Below are 22873 nucleotides of genomic sequence, written 5' to 3' on the forward strand. Positions count from 1 at the left end.
CCGGCGCTACCAGTAACCACACACCAGCACAACAGGAGATCGCGCATGGATCAGGCTGCCCCGACGGCGAGCGTTCGCCGCAGCCGTTTCTGGCTCTACACCCCCTTCGTCTTGCTGCTCCTCATCGCGGTCGCCTGGAGTATCGCGTGGTTCGTCATCCGCAACCGCACGGCGGAGGCGCTCGACGGCTGGATCGCCGCGGAGGCCAGGAACGGACGGCAATGGACCTGCGGCGACCGCAGCATCGCGGGTTACCCTTTCCGCATCGAGATCATCTGCGAGTCCCTCGACTTGAAGCGCGGTTCAGTGTCCGCGTCGTTCGGGCGCACGGAGGCGGTCGCTCAGATCTATCAACCCCGGCGGGTGATCGTGGAGGTCGCCGGCCCCTTACGCGTGACGGACGGGACGGTGACTGTCGACGGCAGTTGGAGCCTCCTGCAGGCCAGCATCAATGCCTCGCAGACAGGCCTGCAGCGCCTGTCCCTGGCGGCCGATTCTCCCAAGGTGTCCGTGACCGGCCTCGGGAACGGCGAGATTGCCGGATCCGGCAGGCATCTCGAACTCCATCTCCGCCCGAACCCCTCGCGCAGGGCCGAACTCGCAGGCGACGTGGCCGCTTCGGTGACGGAGGCCCGCATCCCCATCCTCGATGCCCTGGTCGGCGGAGCGGAGCCCACCAACCTGAACGCGGACCTCACCGTGACTCAAGCCGATGGCTTCAAGGGCGGCACGATCGTCGAGGAGCTGGAACTCTGGCGCAACGCCGGCGGCAAGCTCGACATCCTGATGCTCTCGGCCACCAAAGGCGCCCGCCAGATCGAGACCAAGGGCGAGCTGCGCCTCGACGAGCAACATCGGCCCGCGGGCCAGCTCACCGTCTCGGCCGCGGGCCTCGATGGCCTTCTTGGCAACCTGACCGGCGGACGTGTCGGCGGCAATCTTCTGGGCATGCTGCTCGGACAGGGGCCGCGCTCGCCGCAGGGCCAGCCCAATGCGAAGCCGCAACTTGCTTCCCTGCCGCCCCTGCGCCTTGAGAAAGGCTTTCTGTCGATGGGACCCTTCGTGATCCCGAACCTGAGACTGCAGCCGCTCTATTGAGGAATGCCTCTATGCCGTGGCCGGCCTCATGCCGGCCACGGCGGGGCGGCGGAACGCGCCTACTTCCGTTCCTTGTCGAACGGGTTCTGGCCCATGCGCAGGGATACGCGGATCGGGGTGCCGGGCAGGTCGAAGGCCTCGCGCAGGCCGTTGACGAGATAGCGCGTATAGCTCTTCGGCAGGGCATCGAGCTGATTGCCGAACACGGCGAAATGCGGCGGGCGCGACTTCACCTGCGTCATATAGCGGATCTTGATCCGGCGGCCCGAAACGGCGGGCGGCGGGTTGGCCTCAAGGGCCTCGGACAGCCACTGGTTCAGCTTCGCGGTCGGGATACGGGTGTTCCACTTCTCGTAGACTTGGAACACGGCCTTCATGAGGGGGTCGATGCCGCTGCCGGCGAGCCCTGAGAGCGGCACCACCGGGGCTCCGCGCACCTGCGGCAGGAGCCGGGTCGCCTTCTCCTTCAGATCCTTCAGGAGGCCCTGCTGGTCGGCGACCAAGTCCCACTTGTTGAGACCGATCACGAGGGCGCGGCCCTCCTGCTCCACGAGATCGACGATGGACAGATCCTGCTTCTCGAACGGAATCGTCGCGTCGAGCAGCACCACCACGACTTCGGCGAAGCGAACGGCGCGCAAGGCATCGGCGACGGAGAGCTTCTCGAGCTTGTCCTCGACCCGGGCGCGCTTGCGCAGGCCCGCCGTGTCGAACAGCTTGATCGGACGACCGCGCCATTCCCAATCGAGGGAAATGGAATCGCGGGTAATGCCGGCTTCGGGCCCGGTCAGCAGGCGTTCTTCGCCGACCATGCGGTTGATGAGGGTCGACTTGCCCGCGTTCGGACGCCCGACGATCGCGACCTGCAGCGGCTTGTTCGGGTCGTCTTCCTCGTCCTCCATGTCGTTCGGATCGGGGAAGTAGGGCATGAGCGACTCGAAGAGGTCGGCCATGCCTTCCCCATGCTCCGCGGAAAGCGGAACCGGATCTCCCAGTCCGAGCGAGAAGGCGTCGTAGGCGCCGGCCATGCCGGAGCCGCCCTCGGCCTTGTTGGCGATGAGGATCACGGGCTTGCCGGAGCGGCGCACCATCTCGGCGAAGGGCCGGTCGGCGGGCAGGATCCCAGCCCGGGCATCGACGACGAACAGGATCACGTCGGCATCCGCAATGGCTGCCTCGGTCTGCGCGCGCATGCGCCCGAGGAGCGATTCTTCGGTCGCCTCCTCGAGGCCTGCCGTATCGATGATGCGGAATTCGAGATCGCCGAGCTTGGCCTCGCCCTCGCGCCGGTCGCGGGTCACGCCCGGCCGGTCGTCCACGAGCGCCAGCTTCTTGCCGACCAGACGGTTGAAAAGAGTCGATTTGCCGACATTCGGCCGCCCGACAATGGCGACGGTCGCCGTCATGTCCTGTCCTATCCTACTGCGTCGCCTGGACGGGACCGCCCGCCACGAGGGCGGTGTAGACGGCAAGGCGCTGCCTCAGGGAGGACGGCGTCTCGCGATCGGCGGCGATCTGGTCGAACCAGCGACCGGCATAATCCATATCACCGGCCTTAAGGCCGGATAAGCCTAAGAGTTCCCGTGCGGAGTGGCGCCAGGCGCCGGACGGCGCCGCGAGCGGCTCCACGGCCTGACGCAGTTTGGCTGGTTCGACCGTATCGACACGCAACCAAGCCGCGCGGAGGCGCGCGAGATCCTTCCACAGAGGCGGCACGGAGGCATCGTTGGCGAGCGCGTCGAAGGCCGATGCGCCGTTCTCGGCATTCTGCTGGCCAAGCTCGGCCGCCAGACGGAAACGTGCGAGCATCGCATAGCCTGTCTCGCCGTCTTCCTTCACCACGGCCTCGAAGGCCGCTTGCGCGTCCTGGCCCTTGTCCTCGGACGAGAGGCGCAGAGCCTCCTCGTAACGCACGGCCGCTTCCTGGGCCCGAGTCTGCTGAGTATGCTCCCAGAAGCGCCAGCCACCCACGCCGGCCACGACCAGCACCACCACGCCGATGATGATTCCGTTGTAGCGATTCCAGATCTGCGCGATCTGGTCGCGGCGGTATTCCTCATCGACTTCGCGAATGAACTCGTCGTTCGGGGCCATCGTCTCACTCATGCGGCCTAAAGGCAGCCGCCTCCTGCAATCGAAGGAGGTCGCCTAGCACAGGCTCCCGCGCAAGGCGAGAGGCTTCATGCCCAAGAATTCTCACGCCCTCGTGGGCAGGACCGGGACTCCGATCAGCCAAGGATGGAGCCAGAAAGCGAAGGCCAGATAGGCGAGCGTCCCGATCACCACCGCCAGGACGTCGTTGCGCCATCCCGCGGGCGCCGCCGTCCCGCCGTGCTGGGCCGCCACGTCGCGGCGCTTGGCGCTGATGCGGGCCAGCACGGCCCAGATCAGGATGGAGCCGAACAGGAGGATCGATCCGAGATCGCCGTTGGCGAGAAGATGCGCCACGGCCCAGATCTTCACACCGGCGAGCATCGGATGCTTGAGCGCGGTCTTGATCCGCCCCGGCAGATAGGCGGCGGCAATGCAGATGAAGGCGAGCCAGACCAGGAGAAGGGCGAGATGACGCGTCCAGACCGGCGGGTCCCAGACCGGGATGTAGCCGTTGGCCCGGTAATGGCCGAACCCGATGGCGATCAGCACGATGCCGGCCAGGGACAGGATCGAGTAGAGACCCTTGTACGGCCCCTCCCCGATCCTCCCGATCAGCTCGGCCCGGCGACCACGCGCCATGCTGAAGGAATGGATGCCGAGAAAGAGCACAAGTCCAACGATCAGCAGCGTCACTGTCACCTCCGAGTTCTAGGAACTTATAGCCATCGAGAACCCGAGATACCAAGGGGAACTAGGATGTGCCGCAACGTGAGATGGAAAGCCTGGATGCCGGAGCCGCAAGTTTCCTATCGCCTTCAAAGCCTTACTCTGCCTAAACTTTTAACAATGGACCATCTTGCAGCACGAAAATTTCCCCGCTACGAGGGCCGCGACCCATGCTTAGACTAAAACGGCACTAGCGATACCGCAGGAAGTCCGATAGCTAGGCCGCAACATTTCAACAATTCAAGGGGGAGACAGGTGACGGCGCTTCTTGGGCTATCCCGGGTCATCGACTCGATCAACGAACGCATCGGCAAGGTCGCTGCCTGGGCCATCGTGGTGGCCATCCTGGTCTCGGCCGTCAATGCCATCATCCGGCGCGTCTTCGGCGTCTCGTCCAATGCCTGGCTCGAGCTGCAATGGTACCTGTTCGGTGCCGTGTTCATGCTCTGCGCCGCCTGGACACTGAAGGCGAACGAGCACATCCGGATCGACATCGTCTCCAGCAGGCTGTCGAAGCGCGGCCGGGACTCGATCGACGTGTTCGGCCACGTCTTCTTCCTCTTCCCCTTCGTGGCCCTGCTGCTCTGGCTCTGCATTCCCTACTTCATCAACTCCTATCGCTCCGGCGAGGTCTCCTCGAACGCCGGCGGCCTGCTGATCTGGCCGGCCAAGGGCCTCATCCTGCTCGGGTTCCTCTCCATGTTCTTCCAATGGATGAGCGAGCTGATCAAGCGCGTCGCCATCATGCAGGGCCAGCTCGTCGACGAGGAGGCCAGCGGCCATAGCGTCGAAGCGGAGGCGGAGCGCCTCATCCAAGAAATCGGCACTGTCAACACGCCCGGCGCGGGCGGAACGCCCCCAGGCGACGGCGTCAGCTGATCCTCGGCGCCAAACCTCAGTTTTCCGGAGTTTCCATCAATGGCTGCATTGATTGCCCAGAACCTCGCGCCGATCATGTTCGCGGCGCTCGTGGTCTTCCTCCTGCTCGGCTACCCGGTCGCCTTCGCCCTGGCGGCCAACGGCCTTCTGTTCTTCTTCATCGCCGTGGAGCTCGCTCCGCTGGCCCCCGAGACCATCACCCTTTCCTGGCCGCTGCTCCAGGCCCTGCCCGACCGCATCTTCGGCACCATGTCGAATGAGGTCCTGCTGGCGATCCCGTTCTTCACCTTCATGGGATTGGTGCTGGAACGCTCGGGCATGGCGGAAGACCTGCTCGACACCATCGGTCAGCTCTTCGGGCCGGTGCGCGGCGGCCTCGCCTACGCGGTGATCTTCGTGGGTGCGCTGCTCGCCGCCACCACGGGCGTCGTTGCGGCCTCCGTGATCTCCATGGGCCTGATCTCCCTGCCCATCATGCTGCGCTACGGCTATGACCGCCGCCTCGCCTCCGGCGTGATCGCGGCTTCCGGTACGCTTGCCCAGATCATCCCCCCGTCCCTCGTCCTCATCGTCATGGCCGACCAGCTCGGCCGCTCGGTGGGCGACATGTACGAGGGCGCGTTCCTTCCCGGCCTGATCCTGACCGGTCTCTATGCCGCCTACATCATGATGATGTCGATCGTGTTCCCGAAATCGGCCCCTGGCCTCCCGCCGGAAGCCATCGGCTACCGCGAGCCCGACGGGGCGCGCGGCGTGTGGCAGCTCGGCATCCTGGTCGTGTTCTCCGGTTTCGTCGGCTATTACGTGATGTCGCAGACCGGCACCAAGGCCGGCGCCGACTTCGTCATTCTGACGATCTGCGTCGCCACCGTCGTGGCCCTGATCTGCGCCCTCATGAACAAGATGCTGGGTGCCAAGCGCATCGCGGTCTCGGCCGTCCTGACGGCCGTCCTGGTAGCCCTATACGCCTACCTTCATAGCCAGGGACATGAAGGTGCCGCGCTCGCCTTCGAAATGATCCTTGCCGGCACGATCTATGCGCTGATCGTCGGCATCATAGAGCGATTCACCGGCCTGCGCCTCATGTCCAACATGGCCCAGCAGGTCACCTTCGTCATGGTGCCCCCGCTCCTGCTCATCTTCCTCGTGCTCGGTACAATCTTCATCGGCCTCGCGACGCCGACCGAGGGCGGCGCCATGGGTGCGTTGGGCTCGGTGATCCTCGCGGCCGTCAAGCGCAAGCTCGACAACAACCCGGCACGCTTCAACTGGACGCTCGTCCGGCAGGCGACGGAAGCGACCGCGAAGCTCTCGGCCTTCGTGCTGTTCATCCTGATCGGCGCCCGCGTGTTCTCGCTCACTTTCTATGGCGTGAACGGCCACATCTGGGTCGAGCATCTGCTCACCTCGCTGCCCGGCGGTCAGGTCGGCTTCCTGGTCTTCGTGAACATCCTGGTGTTCTTCCTGGCCTTCTTCCTCGATTACTTCGAGCTGGCCTTCATCATCATCCCGCTCCTCGGGCCTGCTGCCGACAAGCTCGGCATCGACCTGATCTGGTTCGGCGTGATCCTGGCCGTGAACATGCAGACCTCGTTCATGCACCCGCCCTTCGGCTTCGCCCTGTTCTTCCTGCGTTCGGTGGCTCCCAAGCTGCCGTATATCGACCGCGTGACGGGCAAGAAGATGGAGCCGGTCACGACAGGCCAGATCTACTGGGGCGCCGTTCCCTTCGTGTGCATCCAGCTGATCATGGTGGCCATCGTGATCGCCTTCCCGCAGATCGTGATGCACTACAAGGCGGCCGGTCCGACCGTGGACCCGGCAGCGGTGCAGAAGAAGCTCGACGAGCTGCTGGTGCCGGGCCTCGGCGCCCCCGGCAGCGAACCGGGCGGCCTCCCCGGCCTGAACTTCGACGAGCCGCCGAAGATCCAGTAAGGGCGGTTCACGCCAACATTGAAAAGGCGGGCTTTGCGGCCCGCCTTTTTCGTTTGCGCAGAATGGGTTCACACGAGCATTGCAAATGGCGCAGCGCTCTACGAAAACGAAATGGCCGGGACAAGCCCGGCCATGACGAAGCAGCGAATGCGTCGAACTTTCCAGCGCTACCGGACCGCCCCTTCGTAAAGCTGCGGCTTGAAGCCGATGAGAAGGCGCCCGCCGAGATCCAGCACCGGACGCTTGATCAGGGACGGCTGCTCGAGCATGAGCGCCAGCGCCTTAGGCTCGTCGAGACTGGCCTTGTCGGCGTCAGACAGCTTGCGAAAGGTGGTTCCTGCCCGGTTAAGCAGCGTCTCCCAGCCCACATCGCGAGCCCAGGCCTCAAGACGCGGCCGGTCGATGCCGTCCGATTTGTAGTCGTGGAAGGCGTAGGGCACGCCATTGGCATCGAGCCAGGCGCGCGCCTTCTTCATCGTGTCGCAGTTCTTGATGCCGTAGATCGTGACCGCCATCGCTTATTCCCACTCGATGGTGCCGGGCGGCTTCGAGGTGATGTCGTAGGTGACGCGGTTGATGCCCTTCACCTCGTTGATGATGCGGGTCGCGACCCGGCCAAGGAACTTCATGTCGAAGGGATAGAAGTCGGCCGTCATGCCGTCGATGGAGGTGACGGCACGCAGGGCGCAGACATGGTCGTAGGTGCGCGCATCGCCCATCACGCCCACGGTCTTCACGGGAAGCAGCACGGCGAAGGCCTGCCAGATCTCGTCGTAGAGGCCGGCATTGCGGATCTCTTCGAGATAGATCGCGTCGGCCTTGCGCAGGATGTCGAGCTTCTCGCGGGTGATCTCGCCGGGAACGCGGATGGCGAGACCGGGTCCGGGGAACGGATGGCGGCCCACGAAGGCATCCGGCAGGCCGAGCTCGCGCCCGAGCACCCGCACCTCGTCCTTGAACAGTTCGCGCAGGGGCTCCACGAGCTTCATCTTCATGCGCTCGGGCAGGCCCCCCACATTGTGGTGGCTCTTGATGGTGACCGAAGGACCGCCGGTGAAGGAGACGCTCTCGATCACGTCCGGATAGAGGGTGCCTTGGGCCAGGAAATCCGCCCCGCCGATCTTCTTGGCCTCCTCGTCGAACACGTCGATGAAGAGCTTGCCGATGGTCTTGCGCTTCACCTCCGGGTCCGAAACCCCTTCGAGGGCGCCGATGAAGAGGTCCTGCGCCTGCACGTGCACGAGCGGGATGTTGTAATGGTCACGGAAGAGCGTGACCACCTGCTCGGCCTCGGCCGCGCGCAGCAGGCCGTGATCCACGAACACGCAGGTGAGCTGGTCGCCGATGGCTTCATGGATCAACACCGCCGCGACGGCCGAGTCGACGCCGCCGGACAGGCCGCAGATCACCCGGCCGGTGCCGACCTGGGCGCGGATGCGCTCGATGGCCTCCTCGCGGAAGGCCTTCATGGTCCAGTCGCCCTTGCAGCCGGCGATGTCGCGCACGAAGTTTCGGATGAGCTGGGCGCCCTGCGGGGTGTGCACCACTTCCGGGTGGAACTGCACGGCATAGAACTTCCGCGCCTCGTCCGCGACGGCCGCGAAGGGGGCGTTCTCGGAGATCGCCAGCACCTCGAAGCCTTCCGGCAGCCGGGTGACACGGTCGCCATGGCTCATCCAGACGGGATATTTCTTGCCGACCTGCCAGACGCCCTGGAACAGCGGGCTCTCGGTCAGCACCTCGACCTCTGCGCGGCCGAATTCCGAATGGTGCCCGCTCTCGACCTCGCCGCCGAGCTGCGCCGCCATGGTCTGCTGGCCGTAGCAGATGCCGAAGACCGGGAGGTCCGTGTCGAAGAGTTCCTGGGGCGCCCGGGGCGAAGCATCGGTCGTCACCGATTCAGGCCCGCCCGAGAGGATCACGCCCCTAGGCTTCATGGTCCGGATCGCCTCGGCGGCCTTCTGGAACGGCACCACTTCCGAGTAGACGCCATCCTCCCGCACGCGCCGTGCGATGAGTTGGGTCACCTGGGAGCCGAAATCGACGATGAGGATTTTATCGTGGGTCTGGGTCATGGCGGGTTCTTACGGCTTTCAGGGTCGGAGCGACAATCGGAATATGATGCTTTTCATGGGTTTCGCACCAGGATCGCGGCGTAAAAGCCATCGGTCCCGGTCCTATGCGGCGTCAGCTGGAGCCCATGGGCGGTCGGGCGTACGAGGTTCTTCAGATGGCCTAGCTGCGCCGCTTCCAGGGCCTTGTCGGCGGGCACGGGCTTGAAGCCGTCATGACGCTCCATGAAGGTAGACAGCGCCTCATCGTTCTCTTCGGCCAAGATCGAGCAGGTGATGTAGACGATGCGGCCGCCGGGCTTCACCAGCCGGGCCGCCCGGTCGAGGACTAATTCCTGCTCCTTGCGCCGGGTCTCCAGGCTGCCGGGGCGCAGGCGCCATTTCGCATCCGGGTTGCGCCGCCAGGTGCCGACGCCCGTGCAGGGCGCGTCCACCAGGACGCAATCCATCTTGCCGTCGAGATCCGTCACCGCATCGGCTTTCGCCCGGGGTGTCCGCACCTGGACATTGCGCACCCCTGCCCGCGCCAGCCGGTCGTGGATCGGCGCGAGGCGGCGGGAATCGTTGTCGGTGGCGTAGATCTGGCCGTGGTTCTCCATCATGGCCGCCAGAGCCAGGGTCTTGCCGCCGCCGCCGGCGCATAGATCGACCACCTGCTCGCCGGGCTTGGCGCCCGACAGCAGCGCCACAAGCTGCGAGCCCTCGTCCTGGATCTCGATCCAGCCTTTCAGGAATTCGGGCTCCGACTGCACGGCCGGCCCGCGTCCGTCCTCGCTCGGCGCGATCCGCAAGCCCAGCGGCGAGAGCGGCGTCTCGACGGCGCCGAGATGCGGCAGGGCATCGTGCGCCTCCTCGCGGGATGAGACCTTGAGGGTGTTCACCCGCAGATCCAGCGGGGCGCGGGTCGCAAGCGCCTGCATCTCGGCCACGAGATCACCGCCGAAGAGACCTTGGAGCGATGGTTCGATCCAGTCCGGGAAGTCGCCTGCCACATGGGCCGGGGCACCGCTGAGATCCGCCTTCTCCAGGCGCTCCCGCTCGTCCGCCGAGAGCGGCTCCGGCGCGAAACGCTCGCCGGAGCAGAGCGCCGCGATGGCTTCCACACCAAGACCGCGCTGCAACCGCAGCATGCCGAGCACGACGGAACGGGACGTGTTCTCGCCCATGACCCAGGTCGCGGACGCCTTCCGCCGCAAGGCATCGTAAACGAGGCTCGCGATGGCGGCCCGGTCCTTGGAGCCGGCGAAGCGATGGGACAATCCCCAATCCTTCAGGGCCTCGGTCGCCGGACGGCGCCGGGCCTCGATATCGGCTAGGACCTCGATGGCGGCGGAGATGCGGGCTGCAGGTGTCATTGAAAGAGTACACTCAAGCTTGGCCGTATAAACGACACATTGTTACCTATATTTCGTCCTCATCGGGAGTGGATGGTGAAGGTGCGTGCAATCCGCACGAATCCTCTTTGGAGCCACTCTCGATGTTGACCCGACTGACGCGCGGCCTCGTTGCCGTCGGCCTTACCCTGACCATCGCCGCTTGCGCCACCGCCCCTGCTGCCGATCTCACCCCGCCTCCCGTCAAGCAGATGGATGCCAAGACGCAGCTCGAGAGCGGCCGGAAGTACTGAGCGTCTAACACATTCGCAGTTCAAAAGTCTGGCCGGCCCTTTGTTGGCGACTCTCGGATCGAGATGGCCGGCACATGGCCGGCCATGACGTCGAAGGAAGCGCTTGGCCGGCCCACTTATATCCCTGTCTCGGCTGCCAGCACCCGAATGCCGAAGATGACCCACATCGCGACCAGGATCAGCACCCCGACCACGAAGGCCATGAAACGCTGGGGCACCTTGTTCGAGGTCGTGTGGATGGCCGCATGGACGAGGCGGCTCGCCACGAACATCCAGGACATCACCACGAAGAGCATATCGGCCTTGCGGGTGATCAGCGCCAGCACCACCAGCACGTAGAACAGGACCGGCAGCTCGAACTGGTTATGGTACGAGTTCTGGACCTGCAGGATGCGCGTTGGCCAGTTGCGCTCGCCCAGGGCGATGTCCTTCACCTTCACCTCCCCCGCTCGAAGGCTGCCAGCCCGCGAACTGCCCATCCAGAGCAGCAGCAGGACGGTCATGGCGACCTGGACATAGACCGGGAGAAGGATGGCGGTGATGCTCATGGGCGAGAACTCGACTGAAGCTTAGCTACGAGTCGGGTAGTTAGGGCTCTCCCGGGTGATCGTCACGTCGTGGACGTGGCTTTCACGCAGGCCCGCGCTGGTGATGCGGATGAAGGTCGCCTTTTCCTGGAATTCCGGCAGGGTCGCGGCGCCCACATAGCCCATGGAGGCACGAAGGCCGCCGGTGAGCTGGTGCAGCACGGCCGAAACCGGCCCCTTGTAGGCCACCTGCCCCTCGATGCCTTCCGGCACGAGCTTGAGGGTGTCGCGCACCTCCGCCTGAAAGTAGCGATCCGCCGAGCCGCGGGCCATGGCGCCGACCGAGCCCATGCCCCGATAGGACTTGTAGGAACGGCCCTGGTAGAGGAACACCTCGCCCGGCGTCTCGTCCGTTCCCGCCAGCAGGGAGCCGACCATGGCGCAGGAGGCGCCGGCCGCAAGGGCTTTGGCGAGATCGCCCGAGAACTTGATGCCGCCATCGGCGATCACCGGCACGTCCGCCTGCGAGGCCGCCTCGACGGCTTCCATGATGGCCGTGAGCTGGGGCACGCCGACGCCGGCCACGATGCGGGTGGTGCAGATGGAGCCGGGACCGATGCCGACCTTGATCGCATCCGCGCCCGCATCGATGAGCGCCTGAGCGCCTTCGCGAGTCGCCACGTTGCCGGCCACCACCTGGACGGCGTTGGAGAGCTTCTTGACGCGGGTGACGCTGTCCAGGACCTTCACGGAATGGCCGTGGGCGGTATCGACCACCACCACGTCGCAACCCGCATCGATGAGGCGCTCGGCGCGCTCGAAGCCCTGCTCGCCCGTCGTCGTGGCGGCGGCAACCAGGAGTCGGCCCTGCGCATCCTTGGCGGCGTTGGGATAGGCGACCTGCTTCTCGATGTCCTTGACGGTGATCAGACCGATGCAGCGGTAATGATCGTCGACGACCAGGAGCTTCTCGATCCGGAACTGGTGCAGGAGACGGCGGGCCTCGTCCTGGCTCACGCCCTCGCGGACCGTGATCAGGCGGTCCTTGGTCATCAGCTCGGAGACCTTCTGACCGGGATTGTTGGCGAAGCGCACGTCGCGATTGGTCAGGATGCCGACGAGCTTGCCTTTCGTGCCGCCGGGGCCGCGCTCCACCACTGGGATGCCGGAGATGCCGTGATGCTTCATCATGGCGAGGGCTTCGGCCAGAGTCTCGTCGGGATGGATGGTGATCGGGTTCATCACCATGCCCGACTCGTAACGTTTCACGAGACGGACCTGCTCGGCCTGGGCTTCGGGCTCGAGATTGCGGTGGATCACGCCGAGGCCGCCGTTCTGGGCCATGGCGATGGCCATACGGGCTTCCGTCACGGTATCCATGGCGGAGGCGATGATCGGCATGTTGAGGCGGATGGTCCGGGTCAGCCGGGTCGCGACTTCGACGTCTCCGGGCAGGACTTCGGAGCGGCCGGGCCGGAGGAGCACGTCATCGAAGGTCAGTCCTTCGATGAACTTATCGGCGAATACAGAGGCCATAACCAACTCCTTCAAGGGTGCGGATTTAAGAGAATAACGCTTCGGCGAGTTGGCACGGGTCCGTAGCACGGGGCTGTCAATTAGCAAAGGGTCGAGTGCCGCTTCTCCTGAAGACCTGCCTTGCGCCCTTTTGGTCTTTGCAAGAGGCTTGCCGAGCGCTAAGTCCCACGAGTCATGCGTCAATCCCGCCTTCTCCCGCTGATCATCGCCACAGCCCTGTTCATGGAGAACACGGATTCCACCGTCATCTCCACGTCCCTTCCGATGATCGCGCAAAGCCTGGGGACGGATCCTATCGCCCTCAAGCTGGCTCTCACCTCCTATCTGGTAAGCCTTGCCATCTTCATTCCAATCTCGGGCTGGATGGCGGACAAGTACGGGGCGCGCACGATCTTCACCGCGGCCATCGGGGTGTTCATGGCGGGTTCGCTCGCCTGCGCGGCCTCCAACTCTCTCGAATGGTTCGTGATCGCACGCTTCATCCAGGGCGCCGGCGGGGCCATGATGGTCCCCGTGGGTCGCCTCGTGCTGCTGCGAAGCGTCCCTCGCAGCGAGGTGGTGCAGGCACTCGCTACCCTGACGATTCCGGCCCTGGTAGGCCCGATCATCGGACCGCCGCTCGGGGGTTTCATCACGGAATTCCTCCACTGGCGCTGGATCTTCTTCATCAACATCCCCATCGGAATTCTCGGCATCGTGATGGCGACGATGTTCGTACCGAACATCAAGGAAGACGATACGCCGCCGCTGGACTTCATCGGATTCCTGCTCTCCGGCTTCGGCTTCGCCTTGCTCATGCTCGGATTCGCCTCGGGCGGACGGCATCTGATTCCGGAGGAGATCTCGCTCGGCTGCGTCGTGATCGGGGCGGTCTGCCTCGTCCTCTACGTCTTCCATGCGCGGCGCACGCCTCATCCCGTCCTGCGGCTGAGCCTGCTGAAGATCCCGACCTTCCGCATCAGCGTGGTCGGCGGGTTTCTGTTCCGGATCGGCATCGGGGCCATCCCCTTCCTCCTGCCCCTGATGCTGCAGGTGGGCTTCGGCCTGAGCCCTCTCGCCTCCGGCTCCCTCACCTTCATCGCCGCGGTGGGCGCCCTGTTCATGAAGACCATGGCCAAGCGCATCCTGGAACGGACGGGCTTCCGCCGCCTTCTCACGATCAATGCCTTCATCGGGGCCGGCTTCGTGGCTGCCAACGGCTTCTTCTCGCCCGAGACGCCCCATTGGCTCATGATGGTCATCCTGCTGGTCGGCGGCTGCTTCCGGTCGCTTCAGTTCACCAGCCTCAACGCCATCGCCTATGCGGAGATCTCCAACCGGGAGATGAGCTATGCCACCAGCCTGTCGAGCGCCCTGCAGCAGGTTTCGCTCAGCATCGGCGTCGCTTTCGGGGCGTTCGTGCTGGAAGCGGTGGCAGGGCTCGACGGCAATTCCGCCATCACGGCCTCCGATTTCGGTCCGGCCTTCTGGGCAGTTGCGACGATATCCGCCTTGTCCGGCTTCGTTTTCCTCGGACTGTCTCCGACGGCCGGCGCCGAGATGTCCGGACACAAGATTGTGAATGGCAAACCCGCCTCCACGGGTCTCGGGGACGGTATTTCGGGCCGCTAGGCTGCGCTACCTTCGGGCCGGAAAAACGCATCGGACAAACCCGATGCCGGGAGGCGGCCAGTGGATCAGCGCATCATCGACCTTTACGACGACTTCACTCACGGCGGCCTGAGCCGCCGCAACTTTCTCGACAAGCTTGCCGCCCTGGCAGGCAGCACCGCCGCCGCCACGACTCTGCTGTCGGTCCTGCAGAGCAATTACGCGATGGCCCAGACCGTTCAGGAAGACGACCCGCGGATTACCGCCCAGACGGTCGATATTCCAGGCGTCCCTGGCCTGAAGGGCTATCTCGTCAAGCCGAAGGATGCGGCGGGCAAGCTGCCGACCGTGATCGTGATCCACGAGAATCGAGGTCTCAATCCCCACATCAAAGACGTGACCCGGCGCGTGGCAACCCAGGGCTTCATTGCGCTCGGCCTCGATTACCTCTCGCCCATGGGCGGCACACCCGCAGACGAGGACAAGGGCCGCGAGATGATCGGCCAGCTCAAGACACCGGACGTGACCGCCTACGGCAAGGCGGCGGTGGCCTACCTGAAGGGGCTCCCGGACGGCAACGGCAAGGTCGGGGCCATCGGCTTCTGCTGGGGCGGCGGCGCCGTGAACAACCTCGCCGTCAACGACCCTGACCTGAATGCGGGCGTGGCTTATTACGGTGGCCAGCCGAAAGCGGACGACGTTCCGAAGATCAAGGCCGCGATGCTGCTGCACTATGGCAGGCTCGACGAGCGCATAAACGCCGGAATTCCCGCCTACGAGGCGGCCCTGAAGCAGGCCGGCAAGACCTACGAGATCTACGTCTATGAGGGCGCCAATCACGCCTTCAACAACGACACCGGCGCCGCCCGCTACAACAAGGAAGCCGCAGACTTGGCCTGGAGCCGCACGGTGGCGTTTCTCAAGAAATACTTGGCTTGACGGAGCAAGACCGTCATTCCGGGCTGCGACTGAGGGCTACCCGGAATGACGGTCATCGGGCCTCGGGATCAACCCTTGAGGCGGGCATTGCACTGTGAGTAGTAGCCGCCACCCTTCTCGATCCATTTCAGCCCACCATTGCCGTTTCCGCCGCCTGTCTCATTGGCCTTGTACTGATCGAGACAGGTATGCATCCGCGCCTTGCCGGCCGATTCCGTCGAATATTTCGAGGAAACGGCGGTCGGGAAGACCGCGTTGCCCCGCGCCATGGGGGCTGCCGGCCTCGCCGCCGACGGGTTGGTGTGGGTCGGGGGCGCGACAGCTCCCGTCGTCGCCGGAGGCGTTGGACTGGTCGCCGTTGGAGCCGGAGCCGGAGCCGCCGATGCGGTCGAACCGCATTGCGCCTTGCGGAAGTCGTTCCAGGATGTCGAGCCGAGCGTTCCGGCCGTCTGGGCGGCCTTATACTTAGCGCTGCACTCCTTCATGGTCAGCGCGGAGGCAGGGGTCGGATGAGCCAGGACCAGTCCTGCGGTCCCAGCCAGGATGGCAGACACGATGAGATGCCGTTGCATGATCAACCTCCCGAATGAACGGGCTCGCCAGTCGGGCAACGCACCTTGCATGCCGGGGGGCCATGCTTCCTGTCGCAGCTCGACAGGCGCGCCCTTAAACCATGTCGGAAGAACCGGATAGGTTCCCTGCAAGGCTCCAGCTCAGTCCTCGAACGGGTCGACCTGGACCCGTTTCCCGATCATGAACGCGTCTCCCACAAGGCGGAACGGAGCATCGTCCACCTCCGATTGGCGGGCATTCAGCAACTCGTCGAACCGGCGGTAGATCCCCTGGTATTCCTCGGGCTCTTCCTGAACGACCTGGCGGCCGCCGATCTCGAGACAACTTCCGCCATGGGTGAGTTTGAGGCTTAAGCCCGCTTCCGTCTCCACCTCGATGTCCCAGGTCTGCGGACCTGTCTGACGCCAGTCGAACACCGCCTCCAGGTCGCCCTGGCCATGGCTCATGGAGAATGTGAGATGGGCAGCGATCGGGGCATCGCGGTTGGCCGGGAATTCCAGGTTCGACGCTTTGATGAAGATCGGCTCGGGCATGATGCGGGTTACGATGGAGAGCGCGTTGATCCCCGGGTCGAAGACGCCGAAACCTCCCGCCTGCCAGATCCATTGCTGGCCCGGATGCCAATGCCGCACGTCTTCCTTCCAGGTAACGAGTAGGCGCCTGATCGTCCAGCCGGCGAGCGCCTTCTTCGCCTCTTCGACCGCCTTGTTGTACTGGGCGTGCCAAGTGGTGAAGACGACCTTTCCCACCTTCGCGGCGAGTTCCTTGAGATCCTCGAGTTCGCTCAAGGTGGCGGCAGGCGGCTTTTCGAGAAGCACGCTCTTTCCCGCCAGGAGTGCGTCCCGGGCGATCTGGTGACGGACCTGGGGCGGCGTGCAGATGGACACCGCCTCCAACTCGGGAACCTTCAGGAGCTCCCGATAATCCTGGAAACTGAACTTGGCCTCGTCCGGCTGCAATCCGCGCTGGCTCGCGACGGCAAGGAGCTGGAAATCCGGATTGGCCTTGATCACCGGTAGATGCTGGTCCTGAGCGATCTTGCCGAGGCCGATGATGCCGATCTGGTGCGGTGCCATGGTCGTTTCCTTGTGATCGAAGGCGTCGGGCAGGATCCCGTCAGGCGGCCGGCGTCTCCTCCGCCCGCCCCCGGAAACCGGTCGCCAGTACATAGAGTTCCGCTGAATCGGCCCGGCTCGCTGCCGGCTTCACGTGACGGACGACGGCGAAGTCGCGCTTGAGATCGGCCAGGAGCTGGTTCTCGGTGCCGCCCTGGAAGACCTTGGCCACGAAGGCGCCGCCGGGCGCGAGAATCTCGCGGGCGAAATAGATCGCCGCCTCCGCCAGGCCGATGATGCGCAGGTGGTCGGTCTTCTTGTGACCGGTCGTGTTGGCCGCCATGTCGGACATGACCACATCGGCCGGACCGCCGAGCATCTCGATCAGCCTGGCCGGTGCGCTCTCGTCCAGGAAGTCGAGCTCGATGAACTCGACGCCCGCCATCGGGTCGATGGGCAGGAGGTCGATGCCGACGATTTTGCCTTTCGGCCCCACTTTCTTGGCGGCGATCTGCGACCAGCCGCCGGGTGCGGCGCCGAGATCGACGATGCGCTGGCCGGGCTTCAGGATCTTATACTTGTCGTCGATTTCGATCAGCTTGAAAGCCGCCCGCGACCGGTAGCCTTCGCGCTTCGCACGCGCGACATACGGATCGTTGAGCTGGCGCTCCAACCATTTCTGGGATGAAAGAGACCGCTTGTTGGCGGTTTTCACGCGCTGCTTGAGATTGCGGACCCCGGAACCTGTCTTGGCGCTCACCGCTGGCCCCCTCGCCACACCGAATCCTCTCGCATCATTTTCATCAAAATTCCTTCGCGCAGTCCGCGATCCGCGATGCGCAGGCGCTCCGAGGGAAAAGCCCGCCGGATCGCTTCCAAAATGGCGCAGCCAGCGAGAACCAGATCGGCGCGATCCTTGCCGATGCAGGGGTTCTCCGCCCGCTGCCTGAAGTCCGAATGCAACAGCCGCTGCATCACTGTCGAGATCTCGCCGTTGCGCATCCACATTCCGTCGACCCTGCGCCGGTCATAGCGCGCAAGGCCCAAGTGAATGCCCCCGACCGTGGTGACGGTTCCCGAGGTCCCGAGCAGATGGAAGTTGTGCGCCCGCCCCGCAGGAGCCGCGACGAGCGCGAAATCGAGCAGAAGCTCGGACACTTCCTCGACCATGCCTTCGAAGGTCTTCGGCGTGACATGGATCCCGCCGTAGCGCTCGGCCAGGGTCACCACACCGACGGGCAGCGAGTCCCACGCGCGGATGCGCTTGCAGGGATCGGCAAAGGCGTGAGGCGCCTGACCATCGAGCCACGCGATCTCCGTGGAACCGCCACCGATGTCGAATACGATGACGGAATGGGCCTTGGGATCGACCAGGGACGCGCAGCCCGTGACGGCGAGATAGGCTTCCGTCTTGCGATCGACGACCTCGAGCTCCAGGTCGAGCTCGTCGCGCACGCGCTCTATGAAAGACGGACCGTTCTCGGCCAGCCGGCAGGCTTCCGTTGCCACGAGGCGCGCCCGCGTCACGTCCTTCGCCGCCATCTTCTCACGGCAGACGCGCAGCGCATCGAGCGTGCGCGAGATTGCATCCTCGCTCAGGCGATTGCCAAGGCCCAGGCCTTCGCCGAGCCGCACGATGCGCGAGAATGCATCGACGACGCGAAAACCGAAATGAGCCGGTTCCGCAATAAGAAGGCGGCAATTGTTCGTTCCGAGGTCGAGGGCCGCATAGCTTCTGGAGGAGCGCCGCCTGTAGTCGGTCCGCACCGGCGCGGGACGCTCCGCAACCAAGGCAGCGCCGTTTGCAGAACCGCCCAACGGCTCCGCATGTCGGTCTCCTGGCTCTGCTGTCACGTCCACTTTGACGGTCAAAACGAATCCCCGGACATCCCTGCCGGATGCCATGTTTGCAGGAGAGAGTAACCATCGCCCTGCCATCCTGCCAAGGGCAGGTCCGCAGATTGTGCCTCATCCTCACGGGGAGGGTCAGAGCGACAGACCGCGAAAGCGCTCCGTCAGACCGCTCAGAACATCGGCCCCGACATTGGCGATGGCGACGCGCAGATGCCCCTCCTGACCGGGTCCGAAATAGCTTCCCGGCAGGCACAGAACGCCCCGCTCCGTGGCGAGTTTCTCCGCCACCTGCTGCGCCCTGGCGCCCGGGAACGGATGACGCAGATAGGCGAAATAGGCACCGACCGACTCGATCCTCCATTCCGGCAGAGCCGCGAGAGCATCCTGAAAAACCTGTGCACGTCGATTGATCTCGGCCCGGTTGTCCTCGCGCCAATCGCGCAGAGCGTCGATGGCCCAAGGCAGCGCTCCTTGAGCGGTCCGCGGAGCGCAGATCTGGATGCAATCGAGAATCTTGGCGATCTGGTCGACGAGCTTGGCGTCCGCCGTAACGGCTCCGGTGCGGTGCCCCGGGATCGCGTAGGATTTCGAGAAGGAATAGAGCTGGATCACCGTGTCCCGCCATTCCTCGGTCGTGAACAATCCGTGCGCGCGATTCATCCCTTGCGGCAGGAAATCCCGATAAGTCTCATCAATTACGAGATAAATACCGCGCCTGCGGCAGAGCTGCGCGAAGGTCTCGATGACATGAGCGGGATAAACGGCCCCAGTCGGGTTGTTGGGCGTGACGAGGACGATGGCCCGCACAGCCCCGTCGATCAACGCCTCCGCGTCCTCCACCCGAGGCACAAAACCGTTCTCGGGGCGGCAGGGCAGCGGACGCGGCTCGATGCCCAGCATGTCGAGGGTCATCTGATGGTTGAAGTACCAGGGGGTCGGCAGCACCACCGCTTCCCCGCGATGGGCGAGCAGCATCATGGCGGCGAAGAACGCCATGTTGCAGCCGGCCGTGATCGCCGTATCCTCGGGGGCGATCCGCCCCTCATAGAGGCGCGAAAGATCGTCCGCATAAGACTGCCGGAGGCCGGAATCGCCGTTGATGGGCCCATATTGCGAACCGGCCGCCGAGCCTGCGGCGGCAGCCATCCGCTCCAGCAGGCCCGCATGGGGCGCATTGCCCGGAACGGCCTGGGACAGGTTGATCAGCGGCCCAAAGGAACCGTCATATCGCCTGATCCAGCTCTGCGCCTCGGGGATCGGAGGGCTTCCCACATCCGCGACGAGTGGGTTGATGGGGGTTACGGGACCGGACGCCATGAAACCGTTCGACTCCAAAAGTTAAGGGCAGGACGCCCGGTGACCCTCCACCGAAACCGCCTGCCCTTCAAGACCTGACTGGACACCGCGTCCGGCATGGCCGGGCCTGTCCCGGCTATCCCGATTGCTCGAAGCGCTACACCTCCCCGGTCGAGATCACCGGCACGAGGCCGGTGATGACGTGCTCAGGAGGGAACCCTTAGTCCTTCGCGCGTTCCACGTAGGAGCCGTCTTCCGTCATGATCACGACGCGGGTGCCGGCCTGGATGTGGGGCGGCACGAGGGTGCGCACGCCGTTGGACAGCATGGCGGGCTTGTAGGACGAGGACGCCGTTTGGCCCTTCACGACCGGCTCGGTCTCGGTGATCTCGAGAGTCACGCGGGCCGGCAGCTCGATGGCGATCGCGACGCCGTTGTGGGTCGAGAGCATCACGGCCATGCCTTCCTGGAGATAGGCCTTCTGGTCGCCGATGATGTCCTCCGGCACGACCACCTGGTCGTAGGTCTCTGGGTTCATGAAGTGGAAGCCCTCGCCGTCCTGATACAGGAAGGTGTGCTCCCGGTCCTCGACGAAGGCCCGCTCGACCTGCTCGGTGGTCCGGTAACGCTCCGACACCTTCACGCCGTCGGAGATGCGGCGCATATCGAGCTGGGTGACGGGCGTGCCCTTGCCGGGGTGGATGTTCTGGGCGGTGAGAACCACATAGAGCTTGCCGTCCATATCGACGACATTGCCTTTGCGGAGCGTAGAGGCGATGACCTTCACGAGAAGCTTTCCTTGTGACAGATAGGGGCGCGTCGTGAGGGTCGGGTCGTCCTGCCCCAGTGGCGCCGAAAAACGGTTTCGGAGCCGCAAGTAGCCTATCTTCGCGCAAATCACCAGTCCGACCTTTACGAGCGCCTTTGGAATGGATCGATCAATACCTGCCCCCTCTCCCTGGTGGACGCCCCATGTCCATGCGGACCGGCGCCCGTTCCTGATGGGCCGGAACGGGATCCAGGCGGCCCTGCGCGGGTTCTTCGCGTCCCGAGACTTCGTGGAGGTCGATACGGCCACGCTCCAAACCTCGCCGGGGAACGAGGCGCATCTCCATGCTTTTGCGACCGAGGCCATCGGCCATGACGGGGCGCGGACGCCCCTGTACCTGCACACATCCCCGGAATTCGCCTGCAAGAAGCTGCTGGCGTCCGGCGAGACCCGCATCGCCTGCTTCGCCCACGTGTACCGGAACCGGGAGCGCGGCCCTCTGCACCACCCGGAATTCACCATGCTCGAATGGTACCGTGCGGGCGAGAGCTACGAGACGCTGATGCAGGATTGTGCCGAGATCCTGGGCCTCGCGGCCGAGACCGCAGGCACCCGCACCCTCGCCTATCGCGGCCGGAAGACCGATCCGTTCCTGGAGCCGGAGCGCCTGAGCGTGGCCGAGGCCTTCCATCGCTTCGCCGGTATCGACCTTCTCGCCTCCATCGACCGGAGCGGCGCGACGGACCGGGACCGTCTGGCTTCGGATCTTGGCGCGGCAGGCCTCCGGGTGGCCGGGGATGATACCTGGGCGGACATGTTCAGCCGCGTCATCGTCGAGCGGGTCGAGCCCCAGCTCGGCCTCGGGCGCGCCACGATCCTGGACGAATACCCGGTCGCGGAAGCAGCCCTTGCCCGTCCCACCGCCCGGGATCCGCGGGTGGCGGAACGGTTCGAGCTCTATGCCTGCGGCGTGGAACTCGCCAACGCGTTCGGCGAGTTGACGGATGCGGCCGAGCAGCGGCGGCGGTTCGAGGCCGAGATGACGGAGAAGATGCGGATTTACGGCGAAAGCTATCCTGTGGACGAGGATTTCCTCGCCGCTTTGGCGCAGATGCCCGAGGCGAGCGGCATCGCCCTCGGATTCGACCGGCTCGCGATGCTCGCCACCGGCGCATCACGGATCGACCAGGTGATCTGGGCGCCCGTGCCGGAGACGGGCCGTTGAACGCGAGCCGCCCCATCCGCACGCCTGCCGAGCTGGTCGATACCGGTTTGGCCGCGACTCGTGACCTTCCCGGGATCGAAGCGGTGGCCGAGCGCTACGCCATCGCGATCAGCCCGGCCATGGCGGCGCTCATCGACCGGCACGATCCGTCGGATCCCATCGCACGCCAGTTCGTGCCCGATCCGGCGGAGCTGAACGTCACGCCCGACGAGCGCGCGGACCCCATCGGAGACCTCGCGCACAGTCCCGTCGAGGGAATCGTGCACCGCTATCCCGACCGGGTCCTGCTCAAGGCCGTGCATGTCTGTCCGGTCTATTGCCGCTTCTGCTTCCGCCGCGAGATGGTCGGCCCGCAGGGGCTCGGCACCCTCTCGCCGGAGGCCATGGATAGGGCCTTCTCCTATATTGCCGACCACCCGGAGGTCTGGGAGGTGATCCTCACCGGCGGCGATCCGTTGGTGCTCTCGCCCCGCCGTCTCGGCGAGATCACGGCGCGGCTTGCCGCCATCGATCACGTGAAGATCGTTCGCTTCCATACGCGCGTGCCTGTGGTCGAGCCGGAGCGCATCGACGAGGCCTTGATCTCGGCCCTGAAGGCGAGCGGCAAGACGACCTATGTGGCCCTCCATGCCAATCACTCGCGGGAACTGACGCCTGAGGCCCGTGCAGCCTGTGCCCGGCTGGTGGATGCCGGCATCGCGATGATCAGCCAGTCCGTCCTCCTTAAGGGCGTCAACGACGATGCCGATACGCTCGCGGCCCTCATGCGGGCCTTCGTGGAGACGAGGGTGAAGCCCTATTACCTCCACCATCCGGACCTCGCTCCCGGCACGAGCCATTTCAGGCTTTCGATCGAAGAGGGCCGGGCCCTGATGGCGAGCCTGCGTGGCCGGATCTCAGGGCTTTGCCAGCCGACCTACATCCTCGACATACCCGGCGGGTACGGGAAAGCCGTCATAGGTCCCGACGCCCTCCGCGCGGATGGGGGCTCCATCACGGTCTCTGATTTCAAGGGCGGCGAGCACGCTTATCCTCCCTCGGAGTGAGGCGCCACCACGGGTTTTACCTCATGGCTCGC

22 protein-coding genes are annotated in these 22873 nt (G+C 65.0%); 8 read left to right on the forward strand and 14 right to left on the reverse strand.

Going from position 1 to position 22873, the window contains the following annotated elements; all coding sequences use genetic code 11:
• The first annotated feature begins 45 nt into the window (after positions 1 to 45).
• Positions 46 to 1098: a DUF2125 domain-containing protein gene (locus tag U0023_RS21075; RefSeq protein ID WP_009491041.1), complete on the forward strand. Its 1053-nt coding sequence runs from the start codon at positions 46 to 48 to the stop codon at positions 1096 to 1098.
• A gap of 59 nt (positions 1099 to 1157) precedes the next feature.
• Here U0023_RS21075 and der read toward each other — a convergent pair whose 3' ends face one another.
• From der to U0023_RS21090, 3 genes are all read right to left on the reverse strand, one after another.
• Entirely contained in the window at positions 1158 to 2504 is a 1347-nt protein-coding gene (gene der / locus U0023_RS21080; protein WP_009491040.1) for a ribosome biogenesis GTPase Der, read from the reverse strand.
• Between the two features lie 13 nt (positions 2505 to 2517).
• Positions 2518 to 3192, reverse strand: coding sequence for a tetratricopeptide repeat protein (locus tag U0023_RS21085; RefSeq protein ID WP_009491039.1), 675 nt, complete (start codon positions 3190 to 3192; stop codon positions 2518 to 2520).
• A 102-nt stretch (positions 3193 to 3294) separates the two neighbouring features.
• The gene (locus tag U0023_RS21090; RefSeq protein WP_009491038.1) at positions 3295 to 3885 is read right to left on the reverse strand and encodes an NnrU family protein; all 591 of its coding nucleotides are present in this window, start codon (positions 3883 to 3885) and stop codon (positions 3295 to 3297) included.
• Positions 3886 to 4173: 288 nt separating this feature from the next.
• Here U0023_RS21090 and U0023_RS21095 point away from each other — a divergent pair, with 288 nt between their 5' ends.
• Together U0023_RS21095 and U0023_RS21100 are read left to right on the forward strand one after the other, a co-directional pair.
• Positions 4174 to 4797, forward strand: coding sequence for a TRAP transporter small permease subunit (locus U0023_RS21095; RefSeq protein ID WP_009491037.1), 624 nt, complete (start codon positions 4174 to 4176; stop codon positions 4795 to 4797).
• Positions 4798 to 4836: 39 nt separating this feature from the next.
• Positions 4837 to 6732: a TRAP transporter large permease gene (locus tag U0023_RS21100; RefSeq protein WP_009491036.1), complete on the forward strand. Its 1896-nt coding sequence runs from the start codon at positions 4837 to 4839 to the stop codon at positions 6730 to 6732.
• Positions 6733 to 6899: 167 nt separating this feature from the next.
• Here U0023_RS21100 and U0023_RS21105 read toward each other — a convergent pair whose 3' ends face one another.
• Genes U0023_RS21105 through U0023_RS21115 form a run of 3 tightly spaced genes read right to left on the reverse strand, consistent with a single transcriptional unit; the run spans position 6900 to position 10159 of the window.
• A complete protein-coding gene (locus U0023_RS21105) occupies positions 6900 to 7247 on the reverse strand; it encodes an ArsC family reductase (protein WP_009491035.1) in 348 nt (115 codons plus the stop codon).
• A gap of 3 nt (positions 7248 to 7250) precedes the next feature.
• Entirely contained in the window at positions 7251 to 8807 is a 1557-nt protein-coding gene (gene guaA, locus U0023_RS21110; RefSeq protein WP_009491034.1) for a glutamine-hydrolyzing GMP synthase, read from the reverse strand.
• A 53-nt stretch (positions 8808 to 8860) separates the two neighbouring features.
• Positions 8861 to 10159 (reverse strand): RsmB/NOP family class I SAM-dependent RNA methyltransferase, encoded by a 1299-nt coding sequence (locus U0023_RS21115; RefSeq protein WP_009491033.1) that lies wholly within the window; start codon positions 10157 to 10159, stop codon positions 8861 to 8863.
• A gap of 122 nt (positions 10160 to 10281) precedes the next feature.
• On the opposite strand from U0023_RS21115, the gene U0023_RS21120 reads away from it, so the two are divergent.
• Complete coding sequence (locus tag U0023_RS21120; RefSeq protein ID WP_009491032.1) at positions 10282 to 10431, forward strand: hypothetical protein; 150 nt, start codon at positions 10282 to 10284, stop codon at positions 10429 to 10431.
• Between the two features lie 116 nt (positions 10432 to 10547).
• On the opposite strand, the gene U0023_RS21125 is transcribed toward U0023_RS21120, so the two are convergent.
• On the reverse strand, positions 10548 to 10979 hold the full coding sequence (locus tag U0023_RS21125) for an MAPEG family protein (protein ID WP_009491031.1): 432 nt from the start codon (positions 10977 to 10979) through the stop codon (positions 10548 to 10550).
• A gap of 21 nt (positions 10980 to 11000) precedes the next feature.
• Positions 11001 to 12494: an IMP dehydrogenase gene (gene guaB / locus U0023_RS21130; RefSeq protein ID WP_009491030.1), complete on the reverse strand. Its 1494-nt coding sequence runs from the start codon at positions 12492 to 12494 to the stop codon at positions 11001 to 11003.
• 174 nt (positions 12495 to 12668) lie between these two features.
• Here guaB and U0023_RS21135 point away from each other — a divergent pair, with 174 nt between their 5' ends.
• Both U0023_RS21135 and U0023_RS21140 read left to right on the forward strand, forming a co-directional pair.
• Positions 12669 to 14105: a DHA2 family efflux MFS transporter permease subunit gene (locus U0023_RS21135; RefSeq protein ID WP_009491029.1), complete on the forward strand. Its 1437-nt coding sequence runs from the start codon at positions 12669 to 12671 to the stop codon at positions 14103 to 14105.
• Positions 14106 to 14165: 60 nt separating this feature from the next.
• A complete protein-coding gene (locus U0023_RS21140) occupies positions 14166 to 15023 on the forward strand; it encodes a dienelactone hydrolase family protein (RefSeq protein ID WP_009491028.1) in 858 nt (285 codons plus the stop codon).
• Between the two features lie 68 nt (positions 15024 to 15091).
• On the opposite strand, the gene U0023_RS21145 is transcribed toward U0023_RS21140, so the two are convergent.
• From U0023_RS21145 to efp, 6 genes are all read right to left on the reverse strand, one after another.
• On the reverse strand, positions 15092 to 15601 hold the full coding sequence (locus tag U0023_RS21145) for a hypothetical protein (RefSeq protein ID WP_040638375.1): 510 nt from the start codon (positions 15599 to 15601) through the stop codon (positions 15092 to 15094).
• A gap of 135 nt (positions 15602 to 15736) precedes the next feature.
• Entirely contained in the window at positions 15737 to 16672 is a 936-nt protein-coding gene (locus U0023_RS21150; protein WP_009491026.1) for a Gfo/Idh/MocA family protein, read from the reverse strand.
• 40 nt (positions 16673 to 16712) lie between these two features.
• Positions 16713 to 17411 (reverse strand): RlmE family RNA methyltransferase, encoded by a 699-nt coding sequence (locus U0023_RS21155; protein WP_009491025.1) that lies wholly within the window; start codon positions 17409 to 17411, stop codon positions 16713 to 16715.
• On the reverse strand, positions 17408 to 18556 hold the full coding sequence (locus U0023_RS21160) for a Ppx/GppA phosphatase family protein (RefSeq protein WP_009491024.1): 1149 nt from the start codon (positions 18554 to 18556) through the stop codon (positions 17408 to 17410). Before U0023_RS21160 ends, U0023_RS21155 begins: the two co-directional genes overlap by 4 nt.
• 81 nt (positions 18557 to 18637) lie before the next feature.
• Positions 18638 to 19822: an aminotransferase gene (locus U0023_RS21165; protein ID WP_009491023.1), complete on the reverse strand. Its 1185-nt coding sequence runs from the start codon at positions 19820 to 19822 to the stop codon at positions 18638 to 18640.
• Positions 19823 to 20021: 199 nt separating this feature from the next.
• Complete coding sequence (efp, locus tag U0023_RS21170) at positions 20022 to 20588, reverse strand: elongation factor P (RefSeq protein WP_040638261.1); 567 nt, start codon at positions 20586 to 20588, stop codon at positions 20022 to 20024.
• A 154-nt stretch (positions 20589 to 20742) separates the two neighbouring features.
• On the opposite strand from efp, the gene epmA reads away from it, so the two are divergent.
• Together epmA and U0023_RS21180 are read left to right on the forward strand one after the other, a co-directional pair.
• Positions 20743 to 21795, forward strand: coding sequence for an EF-P lysine aminoacylase EpmA (gene epmA, locus U0023_RS21175; protein WP_040638373.1), 1053 nt, complete (start codon positions 20743 to 20745; stop codon positions 21793 to 21795).
• A complete protein-coding gene (locus tag U0023_RS21180; RefSeq protein ID WP_009491020.1) occupies positions 21792 to 22841 on the forward strand; it encodes a lysine-2,3-aminomutase-like protein in 1050 nt (349 codons plus the stop codon). The genes epmA and U0023_RS21180 overlap by 4 nt, the downstream gene beginning before the upstream one ends.
• Positions 22842 to 22873 lie beyond the last annotated feature (32 nt).

Source organism: Microvirga lotononidis (assembly GCF_034627025.1).
GTDB classification, from domain to species: Bacteria; Pseudomonadota; Alphaproteobacteria; order Rhizobiales; family Beijerinckiaceae; genus Microvirga; species Microvirga lotononidis.